Source organism: Symbiopectobacterium sp. (genome assembly GCF_047692315.1).
In the GTDB taxonomy this organism is placed as follows: domain Bacteria; phylum Pseudomonadota; class Gammaproteobacteria; order Enterobacterales; family Enterobacteriaceae; genus Symbiopectobacterium.
Window position 1 is genome coordinate 142,612 of sequence record NZ_JBLLJS010000023.1, and the last position, 14,981, is coordinate 157,592.

The 14,981-nt window shown below is 47.9% G+C and carries 14 protein-coding genes, 1 tRNA gene and 3 pseudogenes; 6 read left to right on the top strand and 12 right to left on the bottom strand.

Features of this window, described 5'->3' with window-relative positions; translation table 11 throughout:
• The first annotated feature begins 50 nt into the window (after window positions 1-50).
• On the top strand, window positions 51-533 hold the full coding sequence (gene matP / locus ACMZI0_RS13030; protein ID WP_415673263.1) for a macrodomain Ter protein MatP: 483 nt from the start codon (window positions 51-53) through the stop codon (window positions 531-533).
• A 59-nt stretch (window positions 534-592) separates the two neighbouring features.
• Here matP and ompA read toward each other — a convergent pair whose 3' ends face one another.
• Window positions 593-1,654 carry a porin OmpA gene (gene ompA / locus ACMZI0_RS13035; RefSeq protein ID WP_415673264.1) on the bottom strand — a complete coding sequence of 354 codons (1,062 nt, stop codon included), beginning with the start codon at window positions 1,652-1,654 and terminating at the stop codon, window positions 593-595.
• A 359-nt stretch (window positions 1,655-2,013) separates the two neighbouring features.
• Window positions 2,014-2,523: pseudogene (sulA, locus tag ACMZI0_RS13040) on the bottom strand (SOS-induced cell division inhibitor SulA).
• Window positions 2,524-2,693: 170 nt separating this feature from the next.
• Between sulA and ACMZI0_RS13045 the strand changes: the two are divergent.
• Window positions 2,694-3,309 (top strand): annotated as a pseudogene (locus ACMZI0_RS13045) (TfoX/Sxy family DNA transformation protein).
• Window positions 3,310-3,373: 64 nt separating this feature from the next.
• Here the strand turns inward: ACMZI0_RS13045 and yccS are convergent.
• The gene (gene yccS / locus ACMZI0_RS13050) at window positions 3,374-5,503 is read right to left on the bottom strand and encodes a YccS family putative transporter (RefSeq protein ID WP_415673265.1); all 2,130 of its coding nucleotides are present in this window, start codon (window positions 5,501-5,503) and stop codon (window positions 3,374-3,376) included.
• 21 nt (window positions 5,504-5,524) lie between these two features.
• Window positions 5,525-5,971: a YccF domain-containing protein gene (locus ACMZI0_RS13055; RefSeq protein WP_415673266.1), complete on the bottom strand. Its 447-nt coding sequence runs from the start codon at window positions 5,969-5,971 to the stop codon at window positions 5,525-5,527.
• Between the two features lie 226 nt (window positions 5,972-6,197).
• Between ACMZI0_RS13055 and helD the strand changes: the two genes are divergently transcribed.
• Window positions 6,198-8,252 (top strand): DNA helicase IV, encoded by a 2,055-nt coding sequence (gene helD, locus ACMZI0_RS13060; RefSeq protein WP_415673267.1) that lies wholly within the window; start codon window positions 6,198-6,200, stop codon window positions 8,250-8,252.
• 42 nt (window positions 8,253-8,294) lie between these two features.
• On the opposite strand, the gene ACMZI0_RS13065 is transcribed toward helD, so the two are convergent.
• Window positions 8,295-8,753: a methylglyoxal synthase gene (locus ACMZI0_RS13065; protein ID WP_415673268.1), complete on the bottom strand. Its 459-nt coding sequence runs from the start codon at window positions 8,751-8,753 to the stop codon at window positions 8,295-8,297.
• A gap of 203 nt (window positions 8,754-8,956) precedes the next feature.
• Window positions 8,957-9,547 carry a DUF2057 family protein gene (locus ACMZI0_RS13070; RefSeq protein WP_415673269.1) on the bottom strand — a complete coding sequence of 197 codons (591 nt, stop codon included), beginning with the start codon at window positions 9,545-9,547 and terminating at the stop codon, window positions 8,957-8,959.
• A gap of 257 nt (window positions 9,548-9,804) precedes the next feature.
• On the opposite strand from ACMZI0_RS13070, the gene ACMZI0_RS13075 reads away from it, so the two are divergent.
• Entirely contained in the window at window positions 9,805-10,218 is a 414-nt protein-coding gene (locus ACMZI0_RS13075; RefSeq protein WP_415673270.1) for a CoA-binding protein, read from the top strand.
• A gap of 50 nt (window positions 10,219-10,268) precedes the next feature.
• Here the strand turns inward: ACMZI0_RS13075 and hspQ are convergent, their stop codons facing one another.
• Complete coding sequence (gene hspQ / locus ACMZI0_RS13080; protein ID WP_415673271.1) at window positions 10,269-10,577, bottom strand: heat shock protein HspQ; 309 nt, start codon at window positions 10,575-10,577, stop codon at window positions 10,269-10,271.
• A gap of 212 nt (window positions 10,578-10,789) precedes the next feature.
• Between hspQ and yccX the strand changes: the two are divergent.
• A pseudogene (gene yccX, locus ACMZI0_RS13085) lies at window positions 10,790-11,072 on the top strand (acylphosphatase).
• 7 nt (window positions 11,073-11,079) lie between these two features.
• On the opposite strand, the gene tusE reads toward yccX, so the two are convergent.
• Both tusE and yccA read right to left on the bottom strand, forming a co-directional pair.
• Window positions 11,080-11,409: a sulfurtransferase TusE gene (gene tusE / locus ACMZI0_RS13090; protein WP_415673272.1), complete on the bottom strand. Its 330-nt coding sequence runs from the start codon at window positions 11,407-11,409 to the stop codon at window positions 11,080-11,082.
• A gap of 153 nt (window positions 11,410-11,562) precedes the next feature.
• Window positions 11,563-12,222 (bottom strand): FtsH protease modulator YccA, encoded by a 660-nt coding sequence (yccA, locus tag ACMZI0_RS13095; protein WP_415673273.1) that lies wholly within the window; start codon window positions 12,220-12,222, stop codon window positions 11,563-11,565.
• Between the two features lie 228 nt (window positions 12,223-12,450).
• Between yccA and ACMZI0_RS13100 the strand changes: the two genes are divergently transcribed.
• Window positions 12,451-12,538 (top strand) — tRNA-Ser (locus ACMZI0_RS13100).
• Between the two features lie 355 nt (window positions 12,539-12,893).
• Here ACMZI0_RS13100 and ACMZI0_RS13105 read toward each other — a convergent pair.
• The 3 genes from ACMZI0_RS13105 to mgtS all read right to left on the bottom strand — a co-directional run bounded on the left by ACMZI0_RS13105 (window position 12,894) and on the right by mgtS (window position 14,826).
• On the bottom strand, window positions 12,894-13,163 hold the full coding sequence (locus ACMZI0_RS13105; RefSeq protein ID WP_415673274.1) for a RidA family protein: 270 nt from the start codon (window positions 13,161-13,163) through the stop codon (window positions 12,894-12,896).
• A gap of 934 nt (window positions 13,164-14,097) precedes the next feature.
• Window positions 14,098-14,280 (bottom strand): hypothetical protein, encoded by a 183-nt coding sequence (locus tag ACMZI0_RS13110; protein ID WP_415673275.1) that lies wholly within the window; start codon window positions 14,278-14,280, stop codon window positions 14,098-14,100.
• A 450-nt stretch (window positions 14,281-14,730) separates the two neighbouring features.
• Entirely contained in the window at window positions 14,731-14,826 is a 96-nt protein-coding gene (mgtS, locus tag ACMZI0_RS13115) for a protein MgtS (RefSeq protein ID WP_415673276.1), read from the bottom strand.
• Between the last annotated feature and the right edge of the window lie 155 nt (window positions 14,827-14,981).

The following is a 14,981-nucleotide window of genomic DNA, read 5'->3' on the forward strand; positions in this document are numbered from 1 at the left end:
AAAAACTGTTATGCTAAGGATAGTGTTACACGGTCACTGAAGATTTTATCATGAAATATCAACAACTAGAGAATCTTGAGTGCGGTTGGAAATGGAAATATCTGGTGAAAAAACACCGGGAAGGTGAAGCCATAACGCGCTTTATCGAACAAAGTGCGGCCGATGATGCGGTAGCCGCGTTGCTAAAAATGGAGAACCAGCCGGTGCAGGTGCTTGCCTGGATTAAACAGTGCATGAATCCCGGGTTGGAAAATCGGCTCAAACAAACGATACGTGCCCGTCGCAAGCGTCACTTTAATGCTGAGAACCAGCTTACTCACAAGAAATCTATCGATCTCGAGTACCTGGTTTGGCAGCGGCTCGCGGCATTGGCGACACGTCGTAATGCAACACTGTCTGAAACCGTCGTGCAATTGATAGAAGATGCGGAATCCAAGGAGCGTTATGCGAATCAGATGTCATTGCTCAAGCAGGATCTGAAAGCAATTCTCGCTCAAGATGAAGATGGCAACGACACAAAAAATAGGAAATAAAAAACCTCGCAATTGCGAGGTTTTTTTCATCAGTACAAGATTATTCGCGAGCGAATAACTTAAGCCTGAGGTTGAGAGACAACGTCTTTGATGCCTTTCACTTCGATCTCGACGCGACGGTCCGGTGCCAGGCAGTCAATCAGTGCTGCACGCGGCTTCACGTTATCGCAGGTTGAACCGGTAACCGGGTTGGATTTACCCATGCCACGAGCGGAGATCTTGTTAGCCGGGATACCCTTAGATACCAGGTAAGACACGACGTTCTGAGCACGTCTTTCTGACAGAGCCTGGTTAGCTTCTACAGAACCAATGCGGTCAGTGAAGCCCAGAACAACAACGGAACCGTCTTTAGGATCCAGGTTGCTCAGTTGGCTGTACAGTTGGTCCAGTGACTGGCGACCTTCCGGTTTTAGCGTATCTTTGCCGAAGTTGAACAGAACGTCAGAACGCAGTGTGAAACGTTTGGTTTCTACAACCGGTGCTGGCGCTGCAACAGGTGCCGGAGCATCACCCTGACCGAAACGGTAGGAAACGCCAACGCTCATCAGCAAGTTGTCAGGACGTGCACCAACGGTGCCAGCATCGCCAATGTTGTTGGTCCACTGGTAGTCAACGCGGGCAGCCCAGTCACGATCGAAGGCATACTCAATACCAACAGCAGCCAGCGGAGAAACGCCGGTGTCGCTGTCGCTCAACTGGGTACCGTTGTTCTGGCCGTTAGCATCAACACGCCATACCATGCCGCCCAGACGGGTGTACACGTCCAGATCTTGCATCACCGGGTAGCTTAATTTTGCGGCCAACTGAACGCCCTGAGCTTTGAAAGCGGCACTGTCAGTTGCATTGGTCGCAGAACCTGCATACTTCATGCGGCCCAGCCAGTCATAACCTAATTCAAAGCCCAGATATTGGTTTGCCTGATAGCCGACGAATGCGCCTGTGCCCAGTTTGCTTTTGATCGGGTTATTGTTAAGACCTTCAAAACCATTACCGTAGAAACCGGTGTCGTGGAACTGGGAAACACCCAGTTTGCCGCCAACGTACCAGGTTTCTTCTTTTGGCGCGGCTTGTGCTACTGTAGCGAAGCCAGCCAGTGCCACTGCAATTGCTGTTTTTTTCATTTTACGCCTCATTATCATTCAAACCGGCAATTAGCATAAACGCTAATAGGCCTTTGGTTAAATCCTTGACTGAAGCCACTGCTCTTAATTTATAACTTGCTGCCAGCCAACTGGCATTATAGAAAGAGCAACTCCAGCGCGTTAAAGTCTACAACGTGATACGAAAGTTACAAGTACGATATGATCTGCCTTGTTGAAAAAACAGCGTTTCATACATACTTCCTAACAAATAATAGTTTATTTTGGCGAATCGCAACGTTTATCCGTAACGGCTGGCATACATTGCACCTGCTTATCCGCGGTTTTTTACTTAAACAAACTAAGATAACCATATGCTGATGAGAAAACTCTTAATTTACTTAATGGTGCAGCGTTGAGTGAATTTTTAGGCGAGAAAATAGCCCATCCTCTTCTCCGCTTATGCATTGTGGTCTCATGATAAATCCGTAAGCGTTTCCTTTTTGAGCGGCTTGCCTCAAACGTAGACTCTCTTCTTCAGTCAAATCGTGCACAAGCCAGCATAGAACGACGCTGTAATTTCCTGTCAACAGCGCTTTTTCCATTGCATCTACGGTTTCATTTGGGTTGATATGATATGGCTGGATTACTTTATCTAGGGGTAAGCCTGATTACTGTAACCAGTGACGGCTGATTTTCTGTTGTGGCGCTAGCCATAACAGCCAGCGCGATTGCGCTGCTAATTGTTGTAAAAGCGGAAGTAACGGCAGTGTTGTCATCGGATGCTCAGCGCTGTAGTCGATTTCGCTGATGATACCGCTACCGTATCCTGCGACAGTTTGCCGTGGCAGCGAGGCACTGCGCAGTGAGGCTGGCTGATGACGTTCTGAAAGAATAGGGTGCGCACGCATGATGAGTTTCATCCCGCTTTTTTTTGGAAGCGCTTCGCATAATTCGCATGGCGGCGGCGTGAGATCACATTTTGTGTTTGAAGCCTCACCTGCCTTGTGATTAATTACTTTAACACGTTAAGAACACACATACAGACAGAGGATTGATTTTCAATACTAAAGGGTGTTGTATGAATCAGTTATGCAAAAAAAGGATTTTGCAATCAAAAGCTTATTTCTCCTCCTTGGGAGAAATTACCACCTGGTCCCAATTTGGCGGCTATAGCATCGCGGCAAATAAAACGATCTTTGGTCTGATCTCCAACGGTGAGCTTTATTTACGCGCAGACAAGCGGTGTGAGCCACATTTTCTTGCAAATATGCCGCATCTGGTTTATACTAAACAAGGTATAACTTTACTGCTTGAGTTATTATCTGGTGGGTGATGTTTTATGGGAGGATCCGGCACAACTGCTGCAACTGGCCAGAATGTCGCTTGAGGGGGCAGAGCGGGACAAATCAGAACGTGAGCATTGCACACGGCTAAAAGATTTGCCCAATCTGAATCACGATCTTGAGCGGATGTTATGGAAGGCGGGCATCAGAAATGCCGATGAGCTGCAACAACACGGTGCTAAGGAGAGCTACTTAAAGTTAAAAGCTGTCAGTAAACATGCCAGTGTGAATATCTTACTGGCGTTAGCGGGCGCGATCTGTAGAACGCATCAGGCCGCTTTACCTAAAGGGGTTAGAAATGAGCTGATTGAATGGTATGAACACCATTCGGCTCCCCTGCCTAAAGCCTAATGCATAAACTTACGCGGCATCTTTAACACAGTAATGCCGCGCTGCATTGCACAAACCGCATACTTTAACGAATCGCTCCCTTCAACTGCGTCAATTCCGGTAAAACATCGACGATTAGGCCGATTTGTTGCAAGACAAGTTGTTCCTTGCTGTCGGGATCGGGGGCAAGTTGCTGCGCGTGCTGTTGACGTGCCAATAAACCCTCACGCTGCGTTTGTACATTAATTTCAGGATGATGCAGTGCAGCATCAATATAGCAAACGGCATCATCCAGCAGTTGCAAGGTTTGCGGTATAATCATTTTTTCTCGGTGGGCACCGAGCGTTGAAATGTAGCTCAGCAGCGTATGGTTCAGGCACATAAAGCGAAACGCATCATCAAGCTTGTTTCTGATGGCATGGGGCTCTGAAGACATATTGGCGACGACAGAAGCCAGCCCGGCATCACAGTTGTGAGCATCGTGGCGCGCGATACGGTAACGCAAGCTGTTGCTTTTCCCTTGATGATACTGTTCAAGAATGGCATCCAGATAACGGCAGTTGGCGTTGATGGTTTTATCGATTACCGCAGGTAAACCGCGAAAACGCCAGTCTGGCCAGATAAAACTGACCGCCGCCCACGCGATAGCACATCCAATTAGCGTATCCAGAATGCGTGGGCCAGCCACTTCGAAACCCTCACCCAGCAAATTAAAGCAGAGTAATACCAGCAGGGTAATAAACAAGGTGGCATGGGCGTATTGTACGTTGCGAAAGGCAAAAAACAGCACGCCGCTGATAACAATCAACGTCAGTTGTCCTTCAAGAGAAGGGACAAAATAGAGTACCGGTATTCCTATCAGTATTCCTGCTAGTGTCCCGATGATGCGCAGTGCCAAACGTCGCCGCGTCGCATTGTAGTTTGGCTGACAGACAAACAGGCTGGTGAGCAGAATCAAATAGCCATGTTGCATATGTGTCAATTGAATCAGGGCATAACCCCCGCAGAGCAGGACAGACATACGGATCGCATGGCGAAATAATGCTGAACGTGGCGTGAGATGACGGCTGATGCGCAGACGAATATCGCCCCATCCCGTCAGACCATCATCAGCAAGACTTTCTTCCATTTGTTGCTGCGATTCCAGCCATTGTTCCGATTCAATATTCATTAACTGGGCATCAATGGCTCGTAGGTTATTTAACAGATGACGTAATGCTTTCCCGTGGGCCGTATTCACGCCCTCTTGGGCAAAAAAAGCATGAAGGGCTGCCTCCAAATAGACAAAAGCACGTTCGATACGTCCATCGTGTTGATATTTTTGCTGTAACAGAATTGATTGCGCCAACTGGCGACAGGCACGTGCCTGCATGGTCAGTAAACGTTGAAAACGAAAAAGAATATCGCTGTGGTGAAAGGTTTCGCGTAACTGCGCATACTGGACGTGGGAAGAACTGGCGCGCTCGTGAATATCTTGTGCTGCGAAATAATAGTGCAGTGTTCGACGGGTGCCACGCTGACCGCGATCCCCGCGCAACCGGGTTAACAAAGAGGCTTTAGCTTGATTAAGCGTCGCCACCACATCACTGTTGACCAGAGCGACATCAATCAACGGGTTATCTGTCGTATCATCAATATCGGGATCAAACAGTGCTGCTTTGGCATCCAGATAATGCGAAAGCTGTTCAAAGCACCTTGCCAGACTGTCCTGCAAAGGACGAATGGGAAATAGCACATGTCCCATCAGTGTCAGCAGGTTGTACCATAAGGCTCCCGCAAGCAGCAAAAGCGGTTGTTGATACCAGTTGTCATACAGAGATACGCCAAGCATGGTGTAAATGGCAATCAGCAATGCGCCAAAAGCAATGGTCGCATAGCGCTGACCCAATGCACCAAGCAAAATAAAACCCGCCGTTGAAAAGGCAAGCCCGATGCCGAATAACCACGGATACGGGAACAGTAACTCGATGGAGACCGATGCGATAAAGAAACAGAGCAACGTGATAAACAGATTGCGCAGTCTGCCTGTTAGCCGATCGTCGAGATCGGTCAGGGCAGCGGCTACCACGCCAAGCGTGAGCGGAATGGTCGTGGTCGGTTGGTCCATCCACCAGGGCAACAACGCAGCGCCGGCTAATGCAATAAAAATACGCGCGTTGTATAGCCAACCGCTATTGTAAAGGTAACGCCGGAATCCTGAAATGAAAGTCAACAACGCCTGTTTCCTTACCGACGATTAGAGATAGCGACGGCGCGCATTTCTTTCACGTATTGCCTGCGCTTCTTCAATAGAAACCACACGCCGACCTACGGGCCAAAGCGCGATGACTGCCAGCTTGAAGTTGGCGATTCCGACAGGAATACCGATAATAGTGAGGCATTGCGCAATCCCGCTGGTAATGTGTGACAAACACAGCCACCAGCCGAAAAGAATAAACCAGAAGATATTGAGGAGGGTTCCACCCGCACTCAATACGGCATTTTTACGCTCTGGCTCCACCTCGTCGATGTGCATAGCCTCGTTTCCATAAGGGAACAGCGACAGCTTGGTGATTTCCCAGCATGAACGGGTCAAGGGCAAGGTGAAGATCAGAACGATACTCACCAACGTTGCAATAAACCATGCCAGCGTGGTGAAAAATCCGCCCAGCACGAAATTAAGAATATTCAATACGGCTCGCATTGTTTCTCCATGAGGTCAGGCATAGCGCAGTTATTGTAAATAACGTATTTATCATTACAAATTACAGACAGGCTTATAACGCTGTTTCCACGCGCATTGCATAGGATGTCGCCATCAGAGATATTACATCAAGCGCGGGGATATCTTAACGTGTTTTAACACTGGAGAAGGGGCCTGTGTCGCAGGTAAACTACCGAAAAGCCGTTTTTTTCATGGCGTAACGAAAATGGAACTGAAAGCAACCCCTTTAGGCAAACATCTGGCGCAACACCCCTATAACCGGGTGAAGCTGCTCAATGCTGGCGTTCAGGTGAGCGGTGAGAAACACGAATATGTTATTCCCTTTAACCAATTGCTGGATATTCAGTGTAAGCGTGGCCTGGTATGGGGGGAGTTGGAGTTTGTGCTGCCGGAAAACCAGGCTGTACGTTTGCACGGCACCGAGTGGCAGGAGACTCAGCAGTTCTATCGCTATCTGATGAAAATGTGGCGTCAATGGAGCGACGACATGAGCGAGGTGTGTGCGAAAGAACTGCAACGTCAGGTCACTGATATTGAGCAACGGACGAACCAGCAAGGATGGGTTTCACGCCTGATGTTGGCTGAGTTGCAAACGGAGATTCGCGCAACGCTCGAATCTTTGCCGCTGCCTGCGGCGAGACTGTCAGAATTTGTCATCTGCCGCGATAATTATACTCTTTGCCAGCAGTGGCTTACTGAGGGAGAAACGCACAGAGCTGCCTGCAATCAGGCCTGGATGGAACAGACGCTTTCCTCCGAGCAGGCATTTTTCGAGTCCGTAGAAACAACCCCCCTTAACGTTTCGCAGTGTCGCGCAGTGGTCAACGGTGAAGATTCTGTATTGGTGCTGGCGGGGGCGGGCAGTGGCAAGACATCGGTGCTGGTGGCGCGTGCTGCCTGGCTGTTACACCGAGGCGAAGCGATGCCGGAGCAAATCCTCTTGCTGGCATTCGGTCGTAAAGCCGCGCAAGAGATGAACGAACGTATCCAGGATCGCCTGCACACCGACTCTGTACAGGCGAAAACGTTTCATGCTCTGACGCTGCATATTATTCAACAGGCAACGCGCAAGGCCCCTGTTATCAGTCGCTTGGAAAGCGACGGGATGCAGCGGCGTAAGCTGCTGGTTCAAACCTGGCAGCAACAGTGTGCGGAAAAAAAAGCACAGGCAAAAGGCTGGCGTGAGTGGCTAGGCGATGAATTGGAATGGGACGTACCAGACGGCGAATTCTGGCAGGATACGCGTCTGGCTGCACGCTTGAGCGGTCGATTGGAGCGATGGCTCGGGCTGATGCGTATGCAGGGTGGTAGCCAAAATGAAATGCTGGCTCTGGCAGATGATGAGCAGCGTCCGCGTTTGCAACGTGGCTTACGCCTGATGGCTCCGCTGCTTAAAGCATGGAAAAGTGCATTAAAAGAGGAAGGCGCGGTGGATTTCTCCGGCCTGATACACCAGGCAGTGAATCTGTTGGATAAGGGGCGCTTTATCAGCCCTTGGAAACATATTCTGGTTGATGAATTTCAGGATATTTCGCCTCAGCGCGCCCAACTGCTGGTGGCGCTGTGCAGACAGAATCAGTGTACCAGTCTTTTTGCCGTAGGGGATGACTGGCAGGCTATTTACCGTTTCAGTGGCGCAGAACTGACGTTGACCACCGCGTTTGAGCATTACTTTGGTCGTGGTGAACGCTGTGCGTTGGATACGACATATCGCTTTAACGATCGCATCAGTGAGATTGCCAATACTTTTGTGCAGCAAAATCCTTATCAATTAAAAAAGCCGCTCAACAGCCTGCGTGCTGGCGACAAAAAAGCGGTCACGTCGTTGCCAGATACACAATTGGAAGCGCTGTTTGATAAGCTCAGCAGTTACGTTACGCCTGATGAACGCATTCTTGTGTTGGCGCGCTATCACCATTTACGACCAACCATGCTGGAGAAGGCCAGTGTGAGGTGGCCAAACCTGTCTATTGATTTTATGACCATTCATGCCAGCAAAGGTCAACAGGCTGACTATGTGGTGATTGTGGGATTACAAGATAGCAACGAAGGTTTTCCGGCGCAGGCTCGCGAAAGCCTGCTGGAACAAGTCTTACTGCCACAGCCGGAACCTTTTGCCGATGCGGAAGAACGTCGCTTGCTGTATGTGGCGCTGACCCGTGCGAAACACCGGGTCTGGCTACTCTATGATCGCGATGCACCATCAATATTTGTGGAACAATTGCACCGTATTGGTGTGCCGGTACAGAGAAAACCCTAGCAACAGCGCTGCCATGAGCATGGTAGCGCTGGACCTGCGGTGTTACTTCAGTTGTTCGTTTAAATAGCGCTGGTAATCGGGAATAGCGATCTCAACGGGTTGTTTAAACAGTGCAGAGTTAACCAAAAAATCGGCGGTGGAGCGGTTGGTGGCGACAGGAATATTCCAGACTGTGGCTAAACGAAGCAGAGCTTTGACGTCGGGATCGTGAGGAACGGCATTCAGCAGATCCCAAAAGAAGATCATCAGATCAATTTTCCCTTCTGAAATCAAGGCTCCAACCTGCTGATCACCGCCCATTGGGCCGCTCAGCATGCTTTTGACGGGAAGCCCAGTGGTGCGCTGAATCAGGTTGCCCGTGGTGCCCGTCGCATAGAGATGGTGCTCGGACAGCGTATTCTTGTGCGTACTCACCCAATCTAGCAGTGCCTGCTTGCAGTGGTCATGCGCCACTAAAGCAATGTGCTTATGTTCAGGAATAGTACGGGTGGTGAGTTCCATGTTTACGTCCTTTAGTCAGAATAATAAACACAGAGTACGAGAACGCTTTTTCGCTGAAAAAATGTAGATGAAAAAAATGCGACTAACAACCAACGCGTTGATGCAACTGCGGTTAAAATAATCAAAACAGCGGTGCAATTTTATTGCTTGTCTTTTTCCTTTGCCCATTTCAAAAAACGATCCTGAGTGTCCTTATCGGCTTGTCAAAACCAGTATTTGAGAATAAGAAAAGGATCAATACCGTCTTGGGCATTGGCTGCATTATTTTCAGGCCAGGTTTTGGCGTTTTGCTTGGGAGACGTAAATGCAGCCACAGATGCCGATTTATTGGCGGCATTATACTGCGCCAGGATGGGTTCCAATCGGTGGGTGAGGTCATCACTGCTCAGATCAAGCCTATCCATGCGTGCACTGATGGGGGCGTTACGGTTATCCACTAACTGATATTGAGTTTCGAGATCGAAGCGCTCCCGAGCTTTGGGCGTATCTAGCGCAGGCAGCAAGATGGTGATGACATCCTGATTTCGCATATTGAACGCCGCCAGCAGTAAAGGTGATGAATAGGTGTGTTTTTCACTGCCTGAGAGGGAAACAACTTTTACTACACGAAACAGCAACTGGTGCTGACCGTTATCCAGCTCCAGGCTATCAGCGCCTTTTAACAGCGAACTGGATACCTTTTGTCCATCAACGGCCAGCAGTTCAATATCCTGATGCAATCTTAAGGTTGTTGCCGCGGCGGAAATGGTGCTGACAGCGAAGAAAAGCAGCGCTATAAGACGACATAATTTCATCAGCTTTCCCCAGGCATTGTTGAACGCGTTATTGTTGAGTATTTGGCTAAATGTGTCAAAGTTTTCATTTTTTAACATATTTTTTCTATACGGGCTTCTGACGTTTGTCGCCCATCGTGCTTTCAATTTCCTGTTTATGCGGCCTATATACTTTCTATTCCGTACCGGAAACCTGCTTAGTGACGTATGTAAGGTAAAAAGAAGGAGGTGCTGTGGTGTACACTGTAAAAGAGTCCATGCGATACGAGGTAACAACAATGAAGGATGCAGGGATTAAATCGGTGTTGGAGACGGTAAAAACGATTGCGTTGGTAGGTGCCAGTGAAAAAGTCTCTCGTCCCAGCTATGGTGTGATGGCTTATTTATTGGAACAGGGGTATGAGGTAATCCCCGTCAGCCCTAAATTAGCGGGGCAAGAGCTCCATGGTCAACGGGTGTACGCGTCACTTGCAGATATTCCTCGCAAGATGGACATGGTAGATGTATTTCGCCAGTCAGAAGCGGCTTATGAGGTGGCTAAAGAGGCCATTGCCATTGGCGCAAAAGTATTGTGGTTGCAGATTGGCGTCATTAACGAGCAGGCTGCCGTGTTAGCAAAAAATGCCGGGCTGCAGGTAGTGATGGATCGCTGCCCAAAAATTGAGACTCCTCGCCTGGGCATCGCTAACTAGTGGGTGTGCCTTTGAATTCAATGCCGACCGTATTGGTCGGCAAATGGGCATCAGTGATGTAAGCGCGGTGCTCGCTGTTTAATCTCTTTGGCAAGCTCATCCAGGGAAGGGTGTCCGTCATCGTCTGGCATTTCTTGGGCCAGCTGCGCTTCAGCCAGATAAGTATGAATGGGTTGTCCCTGCTCATCTTCCATCACCACATGATACCAGGGCGAAGAACGAAGCGCATCGTGAGCATCAAGTTCTTCCCACGCGGGGCTTACCAGCGAGTATTCGGGATCGATATCAATCACGACACCAGGGTATCCCAGCAGCTTATGACGGATCTGTTCTCCAATACCAAATTTACAGATAATCATAGTGCCTCCTGAGATAATCTGACTCTGTAACTTAACTTATATATGGGAGTGTATATGGGAGTGATCTCCCACTTTTCAAGTAGCGGGTAGAAAGCGGATGCCGCGTATTTGCTACCGGATAACGTTACTGTACTGTTAATAGTATGATGCATATTGTGTCGCTGTGCAGGAAATAAAGGCGGTCGTGCGTTCATGATTGAGGAGACGTTTAGATGTCAGAACAATGTGTGACGGCCTATGTCTATGGTGTGGTGGGGGCAGGGCGTCGGTTTTCGTTATTACACACAGCATCAGGCTCGGCAATTTGGTGTAAAAGGCTATGCCAGAAATTGCGATGATGGCAGTGTGGAAGTGGTTGCGTGTGGTGAACCGGAGCAGGTTGAACGGCTTATCTCTTGGCTGAAAGCGGGAGGACCGCGCAGTGCTCATGTTGATCGTGTGCTTATTGAACCCCGCGCGATGATGGATTACGGTGACTTTTCAATCCGCTATTAGCCGCGCATCAAATACATTTAACCGGCTTGGGTAACCCTGCAATTTTGGTTGCCTGCTTGGCTGGGCCTTTCGGGAATAGTCGATACAAATAGCGGCTATTACCTTTTTCTTCACCGTATTTTTGTGCCATCGCTTTTACCAGCATACGAATCGCCGGAGAGGTGTTGAATTCCAGATAGAAGTGACGAACAAAACGTACAACTTCCCAATGCGCATCCGTTAATGAAATGCCTTCCTGCGCTGCTAGCATCGGAGCAAGAGGTTCACTCCAGTCAGTGCTGTTGAGCAAATACCCTTGTGCATCCGTTTCTATAAAACGACCTTCAAACTCCAACATAGTGCCTCGTAACCACTGTTTTAAGCGAAGTGTAGCAAACAAATGCAGTCGTAAGAATGGGGGGAAGATCAATAAAAAGGCCTGAGGAGCAGAAGTGCCAAACTCAGGCCTGTAACATCGGCGACATTGCAATGGCATAAGCCAGCAATTCGATTAGTCGTTGCGCATAATGCCTAAAATACTCAACAAACTAACAAACAGGTTGTAAATGGAAACATACAGGCTGACCGTGGCACGAATATAATTCGTTTCACCGCCATGAATAATGTTGCTGGTTTCCCACAGAATGGCACCGGCAGAGAACAGAATGAACAAACCGCTCAACGCAAGGTGCAGTGCAGGAAGTTGCAGGAACAGGTTGGCAACCACGCCGCCGAGCAACACAACGAATCCTGCCATCATCATCCCAGACAGGAATGACATATCTTTTCGTGTTGTCAGTGCATAAGCAGAACAGCAGAAAAAGACCAATGCGGTGCCACCCAGTGCGAGCATAATGATATCTGAGGCGCCGGCGGCAATCAGCGAACTCAAAATCGGGCCCAACGTATAACCCATAAATCCGGTGAGCGCGAACGCAGCCAGAATGCCAGCAGGACTGTTTGCGAGTTTGTGGGTCAAGAACATCAGTCCATAAGACCCTATCAGCATTAACAACAGCCCTGGCGCAGGGAGATTTAGCACGGTGCTAACGGTTGCGGTAAGTGCGGAAAAACCCAGAGTAAGAGATAAAAGGAAATACGTGTTACGCAGCACTTTATGCGCGCTGAGCAGTGAGCTTTCCTGTCTGGAAGAGACAACAATACGATCCATGGCAGCGACTCTCTCTGTTAAATGATTATAATAACTCAGGATGTCAGCATAGATAGTTGCACAGGGTTATTAAAGCCGTTTTACCCTTCTTTACGCTGAGAGATGCTATTTTTATAAGCATTATTATGATATTACGTCCAGTTGACGCTAAATAGGTTATTTTTAGCGCAGTTGAGCGTTGTCAGGCTTTACAACCTGCCGGGCTGTGTTTATAGTTCGCTTCGTTGTGGAGGGGTGGCCGAGTGGTTTAAGGCAGCGGTCTTGAAAACCGCCGAGTGTAACAGCTCCGTGAGTTCGAATCTCACCTCCTCCGCCACACTCATTCAGCGGAATCGATAGTTATCCATGTATTCGGTTTTGTTATGCGTAATACGCAGCAAAAAAGTCCTCTTATAGAGGACTTTTTTGTTTATAGCTTATCCTTTTAATCTTACTTCCCCTGATTATCTATTTATCCCTTCACACTCATATTTTTGACATTCTTCATTAGATACTGACAGGCGTTGAGAACGCTCGAGCTTTTTGATGTGGTTCAATAGCAAGTATTCGATTAACGCTGTCTTTTACTGTCTGAACATCCCGACAACGCGGTGCCCACTTAATCATGGTGGGCACCACACTCCGTGATAAAAGCAAGCCGGGTATTCTGTTTGCCTGACGATATCGCCATCTTAATGGCCCGATGTTACCACCTCAGTCCCATCTACCATGCAGAGACAGCTTTCGTTGATAAAATCGGTAAATACCGTCATCCGCGCCGGATAATGCCCATCAGTGAAAAATTCGCGAAAAGTATCTCGGACAGCAGGGAAATCGTGTCGGTGCTTGAGATAAAGCGTCAACTGAACCATATCATCCAGGCTCGCATTGACCGATTGTAAGGTTTTACTCAGGGCTCTAAGGGATGCTCTTGCCTGAAACACCGCATCAAGCTTTTTCATGGCCGCCACTATGATGCGCTAAGAAAATAAAGCCACCAGCCACCACGTAAGCCGGGCAAGTATCATCCTTGGTGTGGGACGCAGTTCTTAAAATCATCACGATATCCTTAACATTTATGGTGATTTTACTGTATAAAAAAACAGTTTTCAGGGCAAGCTGATTTTTTTGACTGTGCGCGATTTGCGGGGCGTTGTCGGGACAAGCTATGGTTTAGCGTGGAACTCACTCCCGGCGGATATTACTTAGCGGCAGTATCAAAAACTAAATGATTACATAACAGCTTCAGTTTTTTGACAGAATCTCATCATATTCTTAAAGCGAAAAATAATATCTGTGAGATGATCCAGCTCGATTTTCAATTAACCATGATGTGCGAAAAAAATATTAGGTGGTGCTATGCAGTTATTTAAAATTACACCGATGTTGGTGATTGGTTTATTATCTGGGTGCGATTCACAACAGCTGGAAAATGGTAACAATGGCAAGGATAGTAGGCAGCCTGATAGTTCAGTACCGTTAATCGTTGTTTAAGACACAGAGGGGAGGGCTTTCAGGAGATTCCTTCTACGTTAGTCATTAAGCAGGTCGTATCCGGTGACTCTGTTGAATCCCCTGAACGTGTAACAGTGACGATCGAGGAAGATGTTCCAACCGATGATTCCGTGGCTGCAATGCGTTACACCTATCAATTATCCAGGATGGATGATATCTGGAAAATAGACAGTAAAGACATCAGCCAGCGGTGCGTCACTGGGCGCGGAAGCCCCGTTTTTTCTAAGGGGCTCTGCCGATAAAATCATTCGGAAAATTGAGTGCTTGTAGACTGATAAATAGATATCAGCGCTGAAAGATCTGCGCATTGTGCCACCTGTGTTGTAATGAGGTAAGAAGAATGCCTCTTATCAGGTGGCAATGCTCATTGTACCAACACTCTCAGGCTATCTGCGTTTGAATGCCTTTCTTTGCCCTCTCTTTGATGTTTTCCTGAACCTTACGAGTGATCCGACTCTGCTCTTCTGGTGGCATTGCTTCATACTCCTCTTTGGAGATCCCCATTGAAGCAAGAACGGTGAAAAAGAGTCGCTCTTCGGGAGACATTTCAAGCCATTCCTTCAACTCCTGCGCTGCAGCAGATTGTTGAGAGGATTGCTGTGGTTGAATGCTGATGGCATTTTCTTGCCGAATCGGATGTTCTTTAGCGACTGCTTTTTTTAACTCAACATCGAAAGCGTTTCCTTGTGATGCAACCCAACCAGGCGTGATGCGGATGATGTCATAGAGGTACGCGTAGCCAATGTTTCAATAATGGACATTCGTATTTTCCTGAACAAAGTAGGGAAATGAGATAATGCGACTTTTTCAGGGAATCCATTCAAAGGGGTAAACGCGATAATTATGGCTAACTCACTCGATAGCCGCGCTATTTTGACAGATTGAGATAAATGTTGAGAAGTTTGAGATGCCATGTAACAAGCAGCCGGTATGCTTGGGTGGCTAATTGAAAGAATGCCTCCTCTCCGCCGTTATGGCATGAGAGGAGTCATCGGGTGGGGGGATTAGTGTTCATCAGTCATCCCATTTAGGGCTAAAGAAAACGATAATAAAACCTACCGCTACAATAACAGCGAGCACGCTGATAAATACATTTTCGTTTGCTAACATAGTAAAACTCCTTAAAATAATGTAAATCGATAGATAATCCTCTGTAGTGAAAACGGCCTGACTAAATATCAACGCTAATTCTAAGATATATACCCTAAACGGAGTTTAAATAATCGCTACTTTGGGCAATGTGGCGGGAAATTCGCGAAATATAA

What these genes read in the sequence shown, in the direction of transcription:
- matP (WP_415673263.1), top strand. Translation starts at nt 51, where the DNA reads ATGAAATATCAACAACTAGAGAATCTTGAGTGCGGTTGGAAATGGAAA.
- ompA (WP_415673264.1), bottom strand. Translation starts at nt 1,654, where the DNA reads ATGAAAAAAACAGCAATTGCAGTGGCACTGGCTGGCTTCGCTACAGTA.
- ACMZI0_RS13055 (WP_415673266.1), bottom strand. Translation starts at nt 5,971, where the DNA reads ATGCGAGCCGTATTGAATATTCTTAATTTCGTGCTGGGCGGATTTTTC.
- helD (WP_415673267.1), top strand. Translation starts at nt 6,198, where the DNA reads ATGGAACTGAAAGCAACCCCTTTAGGCAAACATCTGGCGCAACACCCC.
- ACMZI0_RS13065 (WP_415673268.1), bottom strand. Translation starts at nt 8,753, where the DNA reads ATGGAACTCACCACCCGTACTATTCCTGAACATAAGCACATTGCTTTA.
- ACMZI0_RS13070 (WP_415673269.1), bottom strand. Translation starts at nt 9,547, where the DNA reads ATGAAATTATGTCGTCTTATAGCGCTGCTTTTCTTCGCTGTCAGCACC.
- ACMZI0_RS13075 (WP_415673270.1), top strand. Translation starts at nt 9,805, where the DNA reads ATGAAGGATGCAGGGATTAAATCGGTGTTGGAGACGGTAAAAACGATT.
- hspQ (WP_415673271.1), bottom strand. Translation starts at nt 10,577, where the DNA reads ATGATTATCTGTAAATTTGGTATTGGAGAACAGATCCGTCATAAGCTG.
- tusE (WP_415673272.1), bottom strand. Translation starts at nt 11,409, where the DNA reads ATGTTGGAGTTTGAAGGTCGTTTTATAGAAACGGATGCACAAGGGTAT.
- yccA (WP_415673273.1), bottom strand. Translation starts at nt 12,222, where the DNA reads ATGGATCGTATTGTTGTCTCTTCCAGACAGGAAAGCTCACTGCTCAGC.
- ACMZI0_RS13105 (WP_415673274.1), bottom strand. Translation starts at nt 13,163, where the DNA reads ATGAAAAAGCTTGATGCGGTGTTTCAGGCAAGAGCATCCCTTAGAGCC.
- mgtS (WP_415673276.1), bottom strand. Translation starts at nt 14,826, where the DNA reads ATGTTAGCAAACGAAAATGTATTTATCAGCGTGCTCGCTGTTATTGTA.